General features: G+C 65.7%; 14 protein-coding genes. 10 read left to right on the forward strand and 4 right to left on the reverse strand.

All coding sequences use genetic code 11. From position 1 onward, the window contains the following. Window positions 1–89: 89 nt before the first annotated feature. From ABIB45_RS14930 to ABIB45_RS14940, 3 genes are read left to right on the forward strand one after another with little or no spacing between them, the layout of a single operon-like run. Window positions 90–2,774 (forward strand): bifunctional acetate--CoA ligase family protein/GNAT family N-acetyltransferase, encoded by a 2,685-nt coding sequence (locus tag ABIB45_RS14930; RefSeq protein ID WP_354216640.1) that lies wholly within the window; start codon window positions 90–92, stop codon window positions 2,772–2,774. 42 nt (window positions 2,775–2,816) lie between these two features. Continuing rightward, entirely contained in the window at window positions 2,817–3,560 is a 744-nt protein-coding gene (locus ABIB45_RS14935; RefSeq protein ID WP_354216641.1) for a DUF5998 family protein, read from the forward strand. Window positions 3,561–3,609: 49 nt separating this feature from the next. After that, window positions 3,610–4,791, forward strand: a complete 1,182-nt coding sequence (locus ABIB45_RS14940) for an alkaline phosphatase family protein (protein WP_354216642.1) — start codon at window positions 3,610–3,612, stop codon at window positions 4,789–4,791. Between the two features lie 4 nt (window positions 4,792–4,795). Here ABIB45_RS14940 and sepH read toward each other — a convergent pair whose 3' ends face one another. Next, window positions 4,796–6,181 (reverse strand): septation protein SepH, encoded by a 1,386-nt coding sequence (gene sepH / locus ABIB45_RS14945; RefSeq protein WP_354216643.1) that lies wholly within the window; start codon window positions 6,179–6,181, stop codon window positions 4,796–4,798. 173 nt (window positions 6,182–6,354) lie between these two features. Continuing rightward, window positions 6,355–6,843 carry a DUF3093 domain-containing protein gene (locus ABIB45_RS14950; protein ID WP_354216644.1) on the reverse strand — a complete coding sequence of 163 codons (489 nt, stop codon included), beginning with the start codon at window positions 6,841–6,843 and terminating at the stop codon, window positions 6,355–6,357. Between the two features lie 134 nt (window positions 6,844–6,977). Between ABIB45_RS14950 and dut the strand changes: the two genes are divergently transcribed. From dut to ABIB45_RS14970, 4 genes are all read left to right on the forward strand, one after another. Beyond that, window positions 6,978–7,520 (forward strand): dUTP diphosphatase, encoded by a 543-nt coding sequence (gene dut, locus ABIB45_RS14955; protein WP_354216645.1) that lies wholly within the window; start codon window positions 6,978–6,980, stop codon window positions 7,518–7,520. Between the two features lie 106 nt (window positions 7,521–7,626). Next, window positions 7,627–8,349 (forward strand): DUF3710 domain-containing protein, encoded by a 723-nt coding sequence (locus ABIB45_RS14960; protein ID WP_354216646.1) that lies wholly within the window; start codon window positions 7,627–7,629, stop codon window positions 8,347–8,349. Continuing rightward, a complete protein-coding gene (locus ABIB45_RS14965) occupies window positions 8,342–8,707 on the forward strand; it encodes a single stranded DNA-binding domain-containing protein (protein ID WP_354216647.1) in 366 nt (121 codons plus the stop codon). The genes ABIB45_RS14960 and ABIB45_RS14965 overlap by 8 nt, the downstream gene beginning before the upstream one ends. Then, entirely contained in the window at window positions 8,704–9,564 is an 861-nt protein-coding gene (locus ABIB45_RS14970) for a DUF3159 domain-containing protein (protein WP_354216648.1), read from the forward strand. Before ABIB45_RS14965 ends, ABIB45_RS14970 begins: the two co-directional genes overlap by 4 nt. On the opposite strand, the gene ABIB45_RS14975 is transcribed toward ABIB45_RS14970, so the two are convergent. Then, the gene (locus ABIB45_RS14975; protein WP_354216649.1) at window positions 9,531–10,277 is read right to left on the reverse strand and encodes a potassium channel family protein; all 747 of its coding nucleotides are present in this window, start codon (window positions 10,275–10,277) and stop codon (window positions 9,531–9,533) included. The two genes, ABIB45_RS14970 and ABIB45_RS14975, sit on opposite strands and share 34 nt — an antisense overlap. Continuing rightward, a complete protein-coding gene (locus ABIB45_RS14980) occupies window positions 10,277–10,948 on the reverse strand; it encodes a potassium channel family protein (protein WP_354216650.1) in 672 nt (223 codons plus the stop codon). The genes ABIB45_RS14975 and ABIB45_RS14980 overlap by 1 nt, the downstream gene beginning before the upstream one ends. Before the next feature lie 118 nt (window positions 10,949–11,066). Here ABIB45_RS14980 and ABIB45_RS14985 point away from each other — a divergent pair, with 118 nt between their 5' ends. From ABIB45_RS14985 to acnA, 3 genes are all read left to right on the forward strand, one after another. Then, window positions 11,067–13,043, forward strand: coding sequence for an APC family permease (locus ABIB45_RS14985; RefSeq protein ID WP_354216651.1), 1,977 nt, complete (start codon window positions 11,067–11,069; stop codon window positions 13,041–13,043). Beyond that, entirely contained in the window at window positions 13,040–14,464 is a 1,425-nt protein-coding gene (locus tag ABIB45_RS14990) for a class I SAM-dependent RNA methyltransferase (RefSeq protein WP_354216652.1), read from the forward strand. The genes ABIB45_RS14985 and ABIB45_RS14990 overlap by 4 nt, the downstream gene beginning before the upstream one ends. Window positions 14,465–14,628: 164 nt before the next feature. Next, window positions 14,629–17,439 carry an aconitate hydratase AcnA gene (gene acnA / locus ABIB45_RS14995; RefSeq protein ID WP_354216653.1) on the forward strand — a complete coding sequence of 937 codons (2,811 nt, stop codon included), beginning with the start codon at window positions 14,629–14,631 and terminating at the stop codon, window positions 17,437–17,439. Window positions 17,440–17,456 lie beyond the last annotated feature (17 nt).

Here is a 17,456-nt window from a genome sequence, read left to right on the forward strand (position 1 = left end):
TCCTTCTGGGTAACTGGCGGTGCTCTGGTTTGGCGCAGGATTTTTTGGGCAGACGGCCTGCGGCGTCGCTTTGTGGTTAGGCTAAGCCTATGGTGGATCAGCCCGGGGACGGCGAATATCCGGAACATTGGGAAGCCGATGTCGTGCTCCGGGACGGAGGCACCTCGCACCTGAGGCCCATTCACCCCAGTGATGCGGACGCCGTCCAGGCATTCCACGTCGGACAGTCGCAGAACTCAATCTACATGCGCTTCTTCTCCTTTAAAGCCCGGCTGTCCAGCAAGGAGCTCAAGCGCTTTACGGAAGTGGACTACGCGGACCGCGTGGCGCTGGTGATTACCTTCGGCGGCGAAATCCTGGGGATCGGCCGCTACGACAGGCTCGATGAACGCACCGAGGCCGAAGTCGCCTTCAACATTGCCGACGCCCATCAGGGCAGGGGGATCGGCTCCATCCTGCTGGAACACTTGGCCGCGGCCGCCCACGAAAACGGAATCCGCCGGTTCACGGCGGAAGTGCTGCCCGAAAACCGGAAAATGCTGATGGTTTTCGCCGACGCCGGCTACGACGTCAAACGCCATTTCGACGACGGCGTTGTCAGCCTGGAATTCAACATCGGTCCCACGGAAAAATCACGGGCCGTGATGGAGTCACGCGAGCACCGCGCCGAGGCGAGGAGCGTCCGGGACCTGCTGACGCCGTCGTCCATTGCGGTCATCGGTGCCAGCCGCAAATGGGGGACTGTGGGCCACCAACTGCTGGAGCACGTCATTGAAGGCGGCTTTGCCGGGCCGGTGTACGCCATCAATCCTGAGGCGCTGGAACTCGCCGGCATGATGTCGTTCGGCCGCCTTGCCGAAGTTCCGGACCCGGTTCAGCTTGCCGTGATCGCTGTTCCCTACGAGGAAGTACCGGGCGTGGTGGACCAGTGCGCCGACGCAGGGGTCAAGGGGCTGGTGATTGCGTCCTCGGGATTCGCGGACGACGGCGAACGCGGCCTGGCCCGCCAGCGGGACCTCGTGCGGAAGGCTCGGGCCAGCGGAATGCGGGTGATCGGACCGGCATCGCTGGGGATTGTGAACACCCACCCGGATGTTCTGCTCAACGCGTCGATGGCCCCGGCCATGCCGCTCCGTGGCGGGCTGGGACTGTTCAGCCAGTCGGCGGCCATCGGAGTCTCCCTGTACGCGGCGTCCAGCCGGCGGCGGCTGGGACTCTCCACCTTCCTGTCAGCCGGCAACAGGGCCGACATCTCCGGCAACGACATGATGCAGTTCTGGGAGGACGATGCCGACACCACGGCAGTGGGGCTCTACCTGGAGTCCATCGGCAACCCCCGCAAATTTTCCCGGATCGCGCGGCGGCTCGCCCGTACCAAACCGGTGGTGGTGGCGAAGTCCGAGACCATGGGCCTTCGGCTGCCGCCAGGCCACGCCGTCCGGACCACACAGGCGCCCGCCGGGGCACTGGATGCGATGATGCGCCAGGCCGGCGTGATCCGGGTCCAGACCATCGAACAACTAATGGACGTCGCCCAGATTGTCTCCGGCCAACCGCTGCCCGCCGGGCCCGGGCTGGCCATCCTCAGTAACTCCCAGGCGTTGGGCAAAGTTGTGGCGGACAGTGCTGAGGCGCACGGCCTGGCGGTGGACGGCATCGTCACCGACGTGGATCTCGAGGCCGGGATGTCCCTCGCACTGCCGGCCCTCCGACGCAGCCTCCAACACACTCTCGCCTCGGACGCTGTCCACGCCGTGGTGGCCGCGCTGCTGCCCGTCCGGGGCCTGACCGTGGACCGGATCGGCGAGGTCCTGGCCGAATGCTCGGCCGCGGCCGGCAAGCCAGTGGTGGCCGCGTTCACCGGAATCCTCGACCCCTCCGTCTACGTGGAAGGCATGGTGGGGGCCGCGGGGCAGGCCGTCCCCTGCTTCGCCAACGCGGGCGCAGCAGTGGCGGCGCTCGCCGCCGTGGTGCGCTATTCGGAGTGGCTCGCCCGGGAGGCGGGCCACTTCGTGGAGCCCGCCGGCTGCGACCCGGACAGTGCGCAGGTCCTCCTGGACCGCCTGCTCCACGACGTCCACGGAGCCGAGCTGAAAGCCCTGGATCCGTTGTCCACGGCGTCGCTCCTGGCGCACTATGGGATTGCGGTGCTGCCGTCCGCAGGTTTTGAGTCGGCGGATGAAGCGGTTGATGCCGCGGCGGGGCTTGGCTGGCCCGTTGCCCTGAAAACCACCGACCCGGCCCTTCGTCACCGGCTGGATCTGGGCGGAGTGCGCCTGGACATCGAGGATACAGACTCACTGCGCCGGAACATCGTGCAAATGCGGCGCTCGCTGTCCCCCTACGGTTCGTCGTCCCTGGAGGTGCAGTCCATGGCACCTGTGGGGCAGGCCTGTACGTTCCGCGCCATTGAGGATCCTTTGTTGGGGCCGGTAATCTCCTTCGGGCTGGCCGGGGACGCCGTCAACCTGCTGGACGACTGGGCACACCGCGTGCCGCCGCTGTCCGCCGCGGACGTCAAGGACTTCATCCGTGCACCGCGGGCCGCCCGCAAACTCTTCGGCTACCAGGGCCTTCCGGCCGTCGATGTGGACGCCCTGGAAGATCTCGCCGCCAGGCTGGCCTGGATGAAGGACAACCATCCGGAAATTGCCTTGGTCGAATTCAACCCCGTCCTGTGCGGCACCCGCGGCGCGTCCATCCTCGCGGCAGACATCCGGATCGGCAACGCCGCCCGGCGCACGGATAGCGCCCGCCGGGCCATGCTGGGCTGAGCGCGGTTAGCATGTCCCCGGCCGATCTGTGAAAATGGGGGAATGAGCTCACAGCCTTCCCAGTCGACGCCATCCACGCCCGGCAATGACAACCAGGCAACCCGACCTCACAGCTCACACAGCCACACGCCGCAGGCCCAGAGCTTGGACGGCGCGCTCCAGAAGGCCGGCTTCTACCCGCCCCTGGTGGCCGACGTTGTAGACGACGCCCTGGACGGCCGCGAATGCGTGGCCCACCTGGTGCACCTGGAAACCCACTTTGACCGGGCCGAGGTCCGCCGCCACATCACCGTTCTGGTCCTCACCTCCGACATGCTGGTGATCACGCACGTGGATGACCAGCAGCTTGATGATGCCGGCGAACAAATCGTCGCGCAGATTTCCACCGAATCAGTGCCTGTGGCGCAGATCCGCTCCGTGGTCCTCAGTTACATGTATTCCCAGCCGCAGAACTACAAGCCCTCGGATCCGGTCCGGGAGGTCACCCTCGCCATCGCCTGGTCCGGGGGCCAGCGGCTGGACATGGGACCCGCAAGTTGCGGCGATCCGCAGTGCGAGGCCGACCACGGCTACAGCGGCACCATTGCCCAGGAGGACATTGTCCTGCGGATCAGCGCCGAAGCGGACGGCTCCCAGGCCGTGCAGGACGCAAAACTCTTCGCCCGCGCCCTGCGGGCCGTCAACACCGGCTCAGCGGCGCCTGTGCCCTACGCCGCCCAGACGCTCCAGCCACGGCCCCGGACGGGCGTGTTCGCCAACAGGCTCAGCCGCGGGCACCAGCGCTGAGATGCCGGCCCAAGGGAAAACAACCGTCCCGGCAGCTCCGTCCGAAGGGATGACCCGGCCAAACGTGCCGCCCGCTCCCGCTTTTGGCCAGCGCTCCGTCGCTGAGGTCCTCACCAGCGCAGCGGCAAGCCTTGGCGTGGAAGGCTTCACCAACACCCTGGGCCTGCCGCCGGCATCGCGCGTCTGCGTGGTCCTGGCGGACGGCCTCGGCCGGAATCTGCTGAAGCAGAAGTCCGCCCACACGCCGTTCCTGCGCTCCGTGCTGCAGGCCGGGCAGGGCGAGGTACCGGTCTGGCTGGACTCCACCTTCCCGTCGACCACCGCCGCGGCGCTGGCCAGCTTCGGCACCGGGCTCCCGCCCGGCCAGCACGGCATGGTGGGCTACGACGTGCTTGATCCGGAGCAGGACAAGGTGGTCAACATGCTGGGCAACTGGGATCCCAAGGTTGACCCTCTCGCCTGGCAGCCGTTCCCCACCGTGTTCGAGCGGGCCGCTGAGTCTGTCAGCGTGACCACCGTCAGCCTGCCGCAGTTCGGGAACTCGCCCATGACCCAGGCAGCCCTCCGGGGCGGGAATTTCGTCTCCGCCGTCACGTCCCATGCCCGCACCGCTGCCGCCGCCGACGCCATGGCCGCTGCCGGCCCCACGCTGATGTACTTCTACGTCAACGAACTGGATAAGGCCGGCCACCGCCACGGTTGCCAGTCTGAACAATGGGAACACCAGCTCGAAGAGCTCGACGCCACGGTCAAAAGGCTCAATGCGTCCCTTCCCGCCGGGACCACCGTCCTACTCACCGCGGACCACGGCATGCTGGACGTGCCGGAACAGCAGCGGATCGACTACACAGCGGACCCGGCACTTATCGATGGTGTGCGACATACCGCGGGGGAGCCGCGGATGGTGCACCTCTACCTTGAAGACCCCGCCGACGTCCATGGCCGGGAGCGCCTGCTGCACGCCTGGCGAGCCCGTTTCGGCGACAGGATCTGGGCTTTCACCCGGGACGACGCCATAGCAGGCGGCCTGTTCGGGACGCTGCGTCCCGCCGTCGGGCCCCGCATCGGGGACGTACTGGTTGCCGCGCGGGACGCTTTGGCGTTTTACGACACGCGACGCGTGCGGCCGGCCGCGATGGAGGTGGTGGGCCAGCACGGTTCGCTGACCAAAGCCGAACGCGAAGTTCCGCTCCTGTGCTTTAAGGCTGAAGGCAAGGTCCGTGGACGCTGACGCGTCATTCCCGCTTGGTGCCGAAGACGATTTCATCCCAGCTGGGGACGGTTGAGCGCTTGGGCTTAGCCGGCTGCCGCTCAGGCAGTTCTGCACCGTTGTTATGGTGCTGGCCGGACCCGGCTTCGTCGGGACTGGCAGCGTAGGCTGCCCGGCGGGGGCTTCCGCCGCCCAGCAGCTCGTCCAGCCCCACGCTCGGGGCAGCGTGTCCGGGTTGCGTAGGTCCTTCGGCCGGTACCGCGGGCCCTGCCGGGCAAGGGGGGGACGCCACAATGGTGATTTCCCTGGTTTCGGTGCTGACGCCGTCGTGCAGTTTCAGGTTGTCCTGATCATCATCGTTGCGGTGCGGCGGAATGAGACTCAGGCGGGCGAGCATGGACGGCCGGCCGTCACGCCTGCGAGTCAGGGCCTCCGGCTGGCCAGCCGGCGCCGTGTTGTCTGGACCGGTGCTTTCGATGCCAGCCGGTTCCCGGTTGTCCTCTTCCGTGTCTTCGCCGGCTCCATGCTCCGGCTCAGGCACTACCTCCGACGGACGGGGATGCGCTGCCGGGACGCCGTGGGTCAGCAGCAGCGCCAAAGCATCGTCAGCGTCCTCGTCCACGCCCAGGCGCTGGCCGCGGCGGGAACGGAGCATATCAAGCAGTCCGTCGGATTCCTTGGCCTGGAGAATGGGCTGCGGGCCCGTTGCGTTGCGGGCGGCCGCTTCGGCATCGGTTTCAAAGTCGAAAGGCCGGTCCGAGACCGCCGTCAGCCGGCGGGCCGGAACAGGGCCGTCCAGGGGCTCCAGCTCGCTGAGTTGCTGGGCCCAGCGGTTGGCGTTCTGCAATGACCTGCGGGCGGGGCTGAAGGTCCACAGCGCCGGGGGCTCCTCGCCGATGCCGGCCGTGCCAGCCGTTTTGGCGTTGAACCGGGCCGCCACCGTCCAATTGCCGTCCTGGCGCCGCCACGAATCCCATTCCACCGAGGACGGTTCAATCCCGTGGGCTGATAGCCGGTGGTTGACCATGTCGTGGAGGGTGGCAGGATTCTCACCAAATACGGAGCGGTAGGCGTCATGGCCGGGGGAGGGCGAAGCCACCTCAATCTTGCGCGCCTGTTGGGCCACATATTCCCGCTCGGCGAGGACAGGGCCCTCATAGCGTTCCACTTTGGCAAGGGGCAGCCCGGAGAGCTCCGCCACGTCCGCTGCGGTGGCGCCGCTGCGGATCCTCGCCTGGATGTCCCGCGGGGACATGGCAATGGGCGCAGCCGCCGATGCTGCTTTCGCCGAAGACCGGCTGGCCGCCCGCAGTGCTTCATCGATCGGCAGCTGGAACATCTCGCCGCCGGCACCGCTCAACAGGAGATGCTCTCCGTCGTCGTGTACGCCTACAAGCCGTAGATCCTGCATACAAATCCTCCACCCTGGCATTACTATCAATCGAAACTCTGCCACTCAAGGGCGCAGTTTTGGGTGAGGAGCAAGGGCGCGCCGCAATATTCCGCGACTTTCGTGCGCCGGGGCAGCAACCTGCGGTGCGTGGCAGGCTCCGGGCTTCCCGCGGCCGACCTCTCCGGCGGGAGCTATTTCCCTGACAGGGCGGCGGTGAGTTCCTCGGGCCGCCGGGACGAGGTCAGCCAGTAGGGCGTCCGGTCTGACGGGTCGGTGATTTCGATCCGCACCACCGGGTCGATCCAGCCCCGGATGCACAGGTAGGCGAGACCATTGAGCCTGGTGCCCCGCTCGGCGGTGGCTTCCTTGCCCCGAAAGGCTCCTGCAGCGCCGATGAAACGGCGTTCGATGGTGGCCCGGCCAACGGTGAGGGCGTCGTCCGTGACCAGGATGGTGGGGGTGGAAATCACCAGCAGGACAGCGATAATCGCGAAGAGCACCCCTGCGGCCGTGTAACCCGCCCCCAAGCTGATCGGGGCGAAGACGAGGATGCCGGCGCCGGAGACGCCCGCCGCGATGATCCAGATCCAGATATTGGGCCACAGCTTCTCCCGGTAGACCGCCGGGGTGCCTGCAGAGTGGGTATTGGGGACGTGGGCAGCGGAACTGGATTCGGGCATGCCATCAGCTTTTCATCTTTGGCCCGGTAATTCACCTTGGCGTCCTCGTCCGGGCCTTTTCAGCCAGGCCTTGGGCCAGTTGGCCGTCAGCGCATCTAGGAGGGAAGTGCGGCTGGGCGTTAGAGTGAGTGATTGTGACTGACGAACTTGCCACTCTTAAGACCGTTCCTGACAGTGCGCCGGGAGGCTCTGCGCCGGAAGCTGCCGTGGCCGCCGGTGCCCCGACCCTGCAAGTCCAGCTGAAAATGCTCGACGCCGGGCTGGAGGCTCCGTCCTACGCCCACCCCGGTGATGCGGGTGCGGACCTCCGTGCCAGGGATGATGTGGTGTTGCAGCCGGGGGAGCGGAAGCTGGTGCCCACGGGTGTCGCCATCGCCCTTCCGGAGGGCTTTGTTGCCCTGATCCATCCCCGTTCAGGGCTTGCCACGAAGCTCGGGCTGACCATCGTCAACGCACCGGGCACCGTGGATGCCGGCTACCGCGGGGAAATTTCGGTCACCTTGTTGAATACTGATTCCCGGGAAGCCATCCAGCTGCGGCGCGGCGATAGAATTGCACAGATGGTGATCCAGCGCGTGGAGTACGCCCAGTTTGTCCCGGTCAACGAATTGAGTGAATCGGTGCGGGGAGCCGGCGGATTCGGATCCACCGGCGGATTCACCCCGCAAAACGCCTGACACCCGCCACACTGTGGCACCCTGGAGCTGGCTGGCGGCGGCAGCGAATATTTGCGGCAGGCCCCAAAGGCCGGCCGGGCACTTTCACAACTAAGGAGACAACCCCATGGTTTTTGGGCTCGGCCGGAAATCCAAGAAAGAACAGGCCGCCGAACCGGATGAATCCCCCGCCTCAGCGGGATCAGAGGATTCTGCCGGGAACAGTTCGGCGGACACCGGTCCACGGGTTAATGGCCCCTTTGATGTTTCCGAGGTCGCCAGCCGCGACGGCTACGTGGATCTCGGTGCGCTTCTGATCGCGCCGAGCGAGGGGCTCCAGCTCCGGCTTGAGGTTGAGGAAGCCACCCAGCGCGTGGTGGCTGTGACCATGGACCTCAACGGCTCCAGCCTGCAGCTGCAGGCTTTTGCTGCCCCCAAGACTGAGGGTCTCTGGGAAGAGATCCGCGAGCAGATCGGGCAGTCCGTGGGAAGCCAGGGCGGCCAGGTCGAAGAGGTCCAGGGTGCCTTCGGAACCGAGCTGGTGGCGAAGCTGCCCGCCGGTGCCCCGGACGGGAGCCAGGGCTACCGGGTAGCCCGCTTCATCGGCGTCGACGGACCGCGGTGGTTCCTGCGCGGCGTCCTGGGCGGGGAAGCCGCGATGGAGCGTGAGGCCGCCGCTCCGCTGGAGGCCCTGTTCCGCCGGATTGTGGTAATCCGCGGCGACAGCCCCATGCCGCCGCGCGACCTGCTGCAATTGCGCCTGCCCAAGGATGCCAGCGTCAATCCGCCGCCTGGCGGCCCCGAGGTCAAGGAGCCCGAGCGCGGCCCGGAAGTTACGCAGATTGGCTGATTCCCGCCAAGGTTCACTGGACCCGTCCCCGTCGGGTGCCGGGATGCCTGTCAGCCGGCTCCCGGAAAAGGGCCGTGTGGTGTGCCACGGGTACATTGAATCGGTAACCTACATGCCCGCAGACCAGAGCCCGGCGTTCACAGCCACTCTCACGGACGCTGACGTTCCGAGTTCCGGCTCCGGGCCGGTACATGGCAGTGGCGGGCGCCTGCGCGTGGTCTGGCTGGGACGGCGCCGGGTGCAGGGTATCGACGCCGGGACGGAAGTCCGCGTCGAGGGCATGGTGACGCAAAGCCACGGACTGCCCACCATCTTCAATCCGCGCTACGAAATACTTTCCTCCCAGGAGCACGAATGACCCCGTCCCAGTTGCCCGAGCCGCCCTCCGGACCAGGCCCCTTCCCTCCTGAGCCGTCCCGCACCCAGCCACCCCGCCCCGAGGCGTCCGGCATGGAACCGTCCCGCCCCAAACCGTACGGGACAGAACAGTCACGCGATGAGGCGTCCGGAACAGATCCGTCCCCCATGGCGGGCCTCGCGGCGGACTACGCCGCTAAAGCAGGCCTCCACCGCACCCACGACGGCCGCATCGATGTCCTCAAGACCGCCGGTGGAGTCCAGGGCATAGCGGAGAGCATCGTGCCGGGCCTGGTGTTCCTGGTGGCGTTCACCATCACCCGTGACCTGACACCGGCGCTGGTGGCTGCGCTGGTTTCGGCCGCAGTCTTTTCCGTGCTGCGTCTTGTCCAGCGCCGCCCGCTGACCCAGGCGCTGGCCGGCATTGTGGGAGTAGGCATTTCGGCCTGGTTCGCCAACACCACCGGAAAGGTGGAGGACTTTTATCTGCCCGGCTTTTTCACCAACGCCGCCTACATTCTGGCCATGGTCATTTCCATCGCGATCAAGTGGCCAGTGGCCGGCCTGCTGTTCGGCTTCATCCGCAACGAAGGCCTTGACTGGCGCAAGAACCCCGTCAGGCTCAAGGCCTACCGCCTGGGCACGTGGATCATCGTGGCGGTCCTGGTGCTTCGGCTGGTGGTCCAGGTTCCCCTGTACCTGATGGGGGAGGACGGCCTGGCCGCCCTCGCCACCACACGGCTGATCATGGCGGCGCCGCTGTACATCCTCGGCGTCTGGATTGCGTGGCTGGTCACCCGGCCGGCGCCGGCCGGCGCCGATTATCAGCCGCCGAAGCCGTCGTCCTCCGGGGCCTGAACCTCGGCGGCCTGGGCGCCTTCCGGCTCCCGGGCATCATCCGCAGCCTGGGCTGATTCCGGGGACAACAGTGCCCGCAGCTCATCCTCGGCGGCGATGGTGGTGACAAAAAACAGTTCGTCGCCGCCGTCGATCACGTCGTCGCGGCTCGGCGTGATGGGCGCATGGTCCCGGAGGATAGCCACCAGCGTGGAGTCCTCGGGCCACCGGATGTCGCCCACCGTCAGGCCAATGACATGGGAATCGTGCGGCACCGTGAACTCCACCAGCGCGGAAACACCAGTCTGAAGCGTCAGCAGCCTGACCAGGTCACCGATTTCCACTGCCTCTTCGACCAGCGCGGTCATCAGCTGGGGGGTGTTGACGGCTACGTCCACGCCCCAGGAATCGTTGAACATCCAGTCGTTCTTGGGGTTGTTGACCCGGCCCACCGTGCGGCCCACGCCGAATTCAGTCTTGGCCAGGAGTGAGACCACCAGGTTCACCTTGTCATCCCCGGTGGCTGAAACCACGACGTCGGCGTCCACCAACTTTGCGCCCTGCAGGGTGCTGAGCTCGCAGGCGTCGCCCACGAGCCAGTGCGCGCCGCGCAGCCCGCTGCGTCCAATGACCTCAGGCTTGAGGTCGATCAGCAGGATGTCGTGTTTGTGCGCCAGCAGTTCCCTGGCGATCGATGATCCAACGCTGCCCGCGCCGACGATAACAACTTTCACTACAACTCCTTAGCGGGTGCTTTGGCCAGGATCTGGGCGACCTGGGAACTGCGGTCCACCGGCAGCATGGCGTGCACGGTATCGCCGTCCTGGTACAAGGTGCCGGATTCGGGCAGTGTGCCCTCGCCGAACCGGGTCAGGTATGCCACCCGGACGTCGGCGGCTTTTTCGATCTCACTGATCCGATGGCCGATCCACCCGGCGTCGAGATCCACTTCCGCGAGCACCAGCCGGCCGGAGGGTTCGCGGAAGTCCCCTGCGAGGTGCTGCTCCGGAAGAATGCGGCGCAACACCTGGTCCGCGCTCCAGCGGACGGCCGCAACTGTGGGGATCCCGAGCCGCTGGTAGATTTCGGCCCGGCCGGGGTCGTAGATCCTGGCCACGACGTGGGGGACATGGAAGGTCTCGCGTGCGACGCGGGTGGCCAGGATGTTGGAGTTGTCGCCGCTCGATACGGCGGCGAACGCGTAGGCGTCGGCCACTCCGGCCTGCTGCAGGGTGTCCCGGTCAAAGCCCACCCCGGTGACTTTGCGTCCGGTGAAGCCCTGCCGAAGCCGGCGGAATGCGCGGTCGTCCTGGTCAATGATGGCGACGGAATGACCGGCGTCCTCCAGCGTGTGCGCGAGAGTAGCCCCTACCCGGCCACATCCCATAATCACGAAATGCGCCACCGTATCTCCTTAACTTCCGTAGCTTGTTGCTGCTGCTAGAACTCTACCGGCACCGCGCGTGCAGAGGCCGCCCGGGCGCCGTCATGACATGGGCAGGGAATAAGACTAGCTTTGTGGAGTGCTGACAATACTCAATGCCGTGAAACGGGTGCTGGTGGGCAGGCCCTTCAGGAATGACAGGCTCGCCCACACCTTGCTGCCCAAACGCATTGCACTCCCGATTTTCGCCTCCGACGCCTTGTCGTCCGTGGCGTATGCTCCCGACGAAATCCTCCTGACACTGGCATTGGCCGGAGTCAGTGCCGTGGCCTTTTCGCCGTGGGTGGGGCTGGCAGTTATGGTGGTCCTGCTGACCGTCGTCGCGTCCTACCGGCAGAACGTGCACGCGTACCCCTCCGGCGGCGGGGATTATGAGATCGCCAACGAAAACATGGGCAGGTTTGCCGGGCTGACGGTGGCATCGGCGCTCCTGGTGGACTACGTCCTGACAGTTGCGGTCTCGATGTCTTCGGCGGCCGCCTACCTCACCACGGCAGTGCCCTCCCTGCACGGACAACAGGCGCTCATCGCCACGATCGGCGTCGTTATCCTCGCGCTGGTCAACCTGCGCGGAATCAAGGAAGCAGGGAGCGTTTTCGCCGTCCCCACCTATATTTTTATGGCCTCGATCCTGGGCATGACTGTGGTGGGCATCTTCCAGGTCGCCACCGGCCAGTTGGGTGAGGCGCCCTCGGCGGCCTTCGAGATTGTGCCGGCTCCCGGTTTCGACGAAGGGTTGGTAGGACTTGCCGGCGCCTTCCTGTTGCTGCGGGCGTTCTCCTCCGGCGCTGCTGCCCTGACCGGTGTCGAAGCCATCAGCAACGGGGTGCCCAACTTCAAGGTTCCCAAGAGCAAAAACGCGGCCACCACCCTGCTGCTGCTCGGCACCATCGGTGCAGCGATGCTGGCCGGCATCATGTTCCTGGCCAACGCCACGAAGGTCCACATCGTGCTCGATCCGGCGCGGGAGTTCCTCCTGGACGGGCAGCCGCTGCCCGAAGACTACGTCCAGAATCCGGCCATCAGCCAGATCGCCCAGACCATCTTCGGGCCCGGGTCCATCGCCTTCTACATCGTGGTGGCGGCTACCGGCGTGATCCTGGTGTTCGCCTCGAACACCGCTTTTAACGGCTTTCCGGTCCTGGGCTCCATCCTCGCCCAGGACGGCTACCTTCCCCGTCAGTTGCGGACCAGGGGAGACCGCCTGGCGTTCAGCAACGGTGTCCTGGCCCTGGCTGCCGGAGCTCTGGTGCTGATCATTTCCTTCAACGCCGATGTCACCAAGCTGATCCAGCTTTATATCGTGGGTGTCTTTATTTCATTCACCGCGAGCCAGCTGGGCATGATCAGGCACTGGGGGAGGCATCTTAAGCTCGCCAAGGACAAGACCATCCGGCGCCGGATGATGAAGTCCCGCACCATCAACAGCATCGGCTTCGGCATGACGGCCTTGGTGCTGGTGATCGTCCTGATCACCAAGTTCGAACAGGGCGCCTGGATCGCGCTGCTGGCCATGTTCATCCTGTTCCTGATTATGTGGAGCATCCGGGCGCACTACGATAACGTTGCCAAGGAGTTGGCGGTGGATGAGGATTCCTCCCCTCGCGCCCTGCCCTCTCGCGTGCACGCCGTCCTGCTCGTCTCGCATGTGCGCAAACCTGTGCTGCGTGCCTTGGCCTACGCACGGGCGTCGCGGCCGTCACGGCTGGACGCCATCACTGTGGACATCAACGCCGAGGAAACCGCGCACACGGTGGCGGATTGGGAGAAGCTGGAAATCCCCGTGCCGCTGACTGTACTCGCCAGTCCCTACCGGGAAACCATCACGCCCATCATGGAATACGTGAAGAACATGCGGCGCGATTCCCCCCGCGACCTGATTGTGGTCTACATACCGGAATACGTGGTGGGGAAGTGGTGGGAACAGCTGGTTCACAACCAGACTGCACTGCGCATCAAGACCCGGCTGCACTTCGAACCTGGCGTGATGGTGGCCAGCGTCCCGTGGCAGCTTAAATCATCCGAAGAAGCAAAGAACCTGCAGGATACCCAATGAGCACCCAGTCCCAGTCCCCTTCCACTGCCGCTCCCGCACAAGAGGCCGTCGAGCTGGTGCTCGACGTTGGCCCGGTGGCCCACGGCGGCCACTGCGTGGCCCGCCACGAGGGCAGGGTGATCTTTGTCCGGCACGGCATTCCCGGCGAAAAGATACGTGCCCGCCTGACCGAGGCGGGGGAGTCAGCAAAATTCTGGCGCGCCGATGTGGTGGAGGTGCTGGCCGCTTCCCCGGACCGCGTAGGCCACTTCTGGCACGCGGCGGACGCCCTCCGTTCCTGGCAGCACGGGCACCCGCCGGTGGGCGGCGCCGAATTCGGCCATATCGCGCTGGCCCGCCAGCGCGGACTTAAATCGGCGGTCCTGGCCGAACAGCTTAAGCGGCTCGCCGGCGTCGAACGTTTGCCCGATGGCCAGGACGCCGGAAACCTGGTGGAGGCCGTTGAGGGGAGCGGTGCGGGCGCGGAGGCAGGGTCAGGGACGGACGCAACGTACGACGCCGGCACCGGCCTGGGGTGGCGGACCCGCGTCAGTTTTTCGGTCACCACCGCTGGGAAACTGGGCATGCACGCCCACCGTTCGGACCACATCATTCCTGTCCGGGAGATGCCCCTGGCAGCCGCCGGTATCAACCAGCTGCGCTTGTGGGACCTGGATTTCCAAGGCATCGAGCGCGTTGAGGTGGCCGCGCCGTCAAACGGCTCGCGCCCCCTGGTGCTGCTCGCCCCCGCTCCCGGCACCAGCCCCAAGCGGCTCAATGCCGTGGCGTCCCAGCTTCCGGACCATGTCTCTGTGGCCGCCTTCGACCCCCTCACCGAAGAAGTCCGGCAATTGCGGGGCCGCACATGGGTCCAGGAGTCAGCGGCCGGCCACGACTACCGGGTGACCGGTGCTGGTTTCTGGCAGATCCACCGCGACGCGCCCGGGACACTTGTGGGTGCCGTCACAGAATTCCTCCAGAACGGCGGCTTCCTCGCGCCGGGCTCCGTGGTGGCCGACCTGTACGCGGGAGCCGGGCTGTTCACGGCACCGCTGGCGGACGCGGTGGGCCAGACCGGGTCTGTGCTCTCCGTGGAGGGTGCTCCGGGAACCAGTCGGGACGCCCGCAAAAACCTGCACGAAGCGCCGCAGGTGGAAATTGTGCAGGGACGGGTGGAGCGCATTCTCCGCCAGAAACAGCGGAATTTCGACGCCATTGTGCTGGATCCGCCCCGGGCGGGGGCCGGCAAGGCCGTGGTCAGCCAGCTGATAGCTGCGGGGCCCCGGGCGGTGGCCTACATTTCCTGTGATCCGGCATCATTTGCACGCGATGTGGGGTACTTCCAGCAGGCGGGGTGGTCCTTGGCCGGGCTTCGCGGCTTTGACCTGTATCCGCACACGCACCACTTGGAGACGGTCGCGTTGCTGACGCCTCACCAGTGACAGCACGCCTGAGTGGACTACGATGGCGGTAGTAATCCCGCGTCGCGCCTGGTATTCCCATGGCTGGCCCCTGAATTCTGGCGGCCTGCGCTGATTAGGCCTGCCTAACTAGCAAGCGGTGTACCGCACGACAAAGATGAAACTGTTGCGAGAGGAGTCCTGCGATGAGCATTGTGGACAGCTTCGGTTCAAAAGGCAAACTTAATGTAGCCGGAACCGAATACGAAATTTTCCGGTTGAACTCCGTTGAAGGTGCAGAAAACCTTCCGTTCAGCCTCAAGGTATTGCTTGAAAACCTGTTGAGGACCGAGGACGGCGCGAACATCACTGCCGATCACGTGCGCGCCTTGGCGGGCTGGGATCCTAATGCCCAGCCCGATACAGAAATCCAGTTCACGCCTGCCCGCGTGATCATGCAGGACTTCACCGGCGTCCCGTGCGTGGTGGACCTGGCGACAATGCGTGAAGCCGTCAAGGAACTGGGCGGCGATCCCAAGCGGGTCAACCCCCTGGCCCCCGCGGAAATGGTCATTGACCACTCCGTGCAGATTGACGTTTTCGGTAACTCCGGCGCACTGGAGCGCAACATGGAGATCGAATACCAGCGGAACGGTGAGCGTTACCAGTTCCTGCGCTGGGGCCAGACGGCCTTTGATGACTTCAAGGTTGTTCCGCCGGGAACCGGCATTGTGCACCAGGTCAACATCGAATACCTGGCGCGCACGGTCATGACCCGCGAAATCGACGGCGTTGTCCGGGCCTACCCCGACACCTGCGTTGGTACCGACTCGCACACCACCATGGTCAATGGCCTGGGTGTCCTGGGCTGGGGCGTGGGTGGCATCGAAGCCGAAGCGGCCATGCTGGGACAGCCTGTCTCGATGCTCATCCCGCGTGTTGTTGGCTTCAAGCTGACCGGGTCCATCCCGGCCGGCGCCACCGCCACCGACGTTGTGCTGACCATCACCGAGCAGCTGCGCAAGCACGGTGTTGTTGGTAAGTTCGTGGAATTCTACGGCGAGGGCGTTGCCGCGGTGCCGCTCGCGAACCGTGCCACCATCGGCAACATGAGCCCGGAATTCGGTTCCACCGCCGCAATGTTCCCGATCGACGACGTCACATTGGATTACCTGCGGCTCACCGGCCGTTCGGACGAGAATGTGGCACTCGTGGAGTCCTACGCGAAGGAACAGGGCCTCTGGCACGATCCGTCGCATGAGATCAAGTTCTCCGAGTACCTCGAACTGGACCTGTCCACGGTTGTTCCGTCCATCTCCGGCCCGAAGCGTCCGCAGGACCGCATCGAGCTAACGGATGCCAAGGAGCAGTTCCGCAAGGACATCCACAACTACGTCGCCATCGAAGACGGCAGCGTGGACGAGTCCCTGGACGAATCGTTCCCGGCCTCGGACGCACCGTCCTTCACGCACGCCGACTCGCACACCACCGAGACCAGCCGTGTTGTGTCCGCCGCGAACGGCGCCGACGGGCGTCCGAGCAGCCCGGTGCACATCAAGACTGAAGATGGCCGCGAGTTCGAACTGGACCACGGAGCGGTCTCCATCGCTTCGATCACGTCCTGCACCAACACGTCCAACCCGTCGGTGATGCTGGCAGCCGCGCTGCTGGCCCGCAACGCCGTCGACAAGGGCCTGGTGTCGAAGCCGTGGGTCAAGACCTCCGTGGCCCCCGGTTCCAAGGTAGTCACCGACTACTACGAGAAGTCAGGCCTGACGCCGTACCTGGAGAAGCTCGGCTTCTACATCGTGGGCTACGGCTGCGCCACCTGCATTGGCAACTCCGGCCCGCTGGACGCCGAAATCTCGGAAGCCATCCAGGCCAACGACCTTTCCGTCACCGCGGTGCTCTCCGGTAACCGCAACTTCGAAGGCCGGATCAACCCGGACGTGAAGATGAACTACCTGGCCTCCCCGCCGCTTGTCATCGCTTACGCCCTGGCCGGGTCCATGGACTTCGACTTCGACACCGATTCCCTGGGCAAGGACGAAGCCGGCAATGACGTTTTCCTGAAGGACATCTGGCCCAACCCGGTCGAGGTCCAGCAGGTCATCGATTCCTCGATCGACAAGGACATGTTCGCCCGCGGCTACGAGGGTGTTTTTGACGGCGACGCACGCTGGAAGGCGCTCGACACGCCGGCCGGCGACACCTTCGCCTGGGATCCGAACTCCACGTACGTGCGGAAGCCCCCGTACTTCGACGGCATTAAAGCACAGCCGGAGCCCGTCCAGGACATCACCGGCGCACGCGTGCTGCTGAAGCTGGGCGACTCGGTCACCACCGACCACATCTCCCCGGCCGGTTCCTTCAAGTCGGACACCCCCGCCGGCCAGTACCTCCTGGCCAACGGTGTGGAGCGCAAGGACTTCAACTCCTATGGCTCACGCCGTGGCAACCACGAAGTCATGATCCGCGGCACGTTCGCGAACATCCGCATCAAGAACCAGCTGCTCGACGGCGTCGAGGGTGGCTTCACCCGCGATTTCAGCCAGGCAGACGGTCCGCAGGCGAACGTCTACGACGCCGCTCAGAACTACCAGGCAGCCGGCACCCCGCTGGTAGTCCTGGCGGGCAAGGAATACGGCTCCGGATCCTCCCGCGACTGGGCTGCGAAGGGTACGGCGCTCCTGGGCGTCAAGGCCGTCGTCGCCGAAAGCTACGAGCGCATCCACCGCTCCAACCTGATCGGCATGGGCGTCCTGCCCCTGCAGTTCCCGGCTGGAGAATCTGCCGCCACCCTGGGCCTGACCGGCACGGAATCCTTCTCGGTTGAGGGCGTCACCGCCCTGAACGAAGGCACCACGCCCAAGACCCTCAAGGTCACGGCCACAGCAGAAGACGGCTCCGCCAAGTCCTTCGATGCAGTACTCCGCATCGATACCCCGGGCGAGGCCGACTACTACCGCAACGGCGGCATCCTGCAGTACGTCCTGCGCCAGATCTCCGCAAACTAGCCGGTAACTGAACCCAC

The organism is Arthrobacter sp. UYCo732 (assembly GCF_040547265.1).
In the GTDB taxonomy this organism is placed as follows: Bacteria; Actinomycetota; Actinomycetes; order Actinomycetales; family Micrococcaceae; genus Arthrobacter.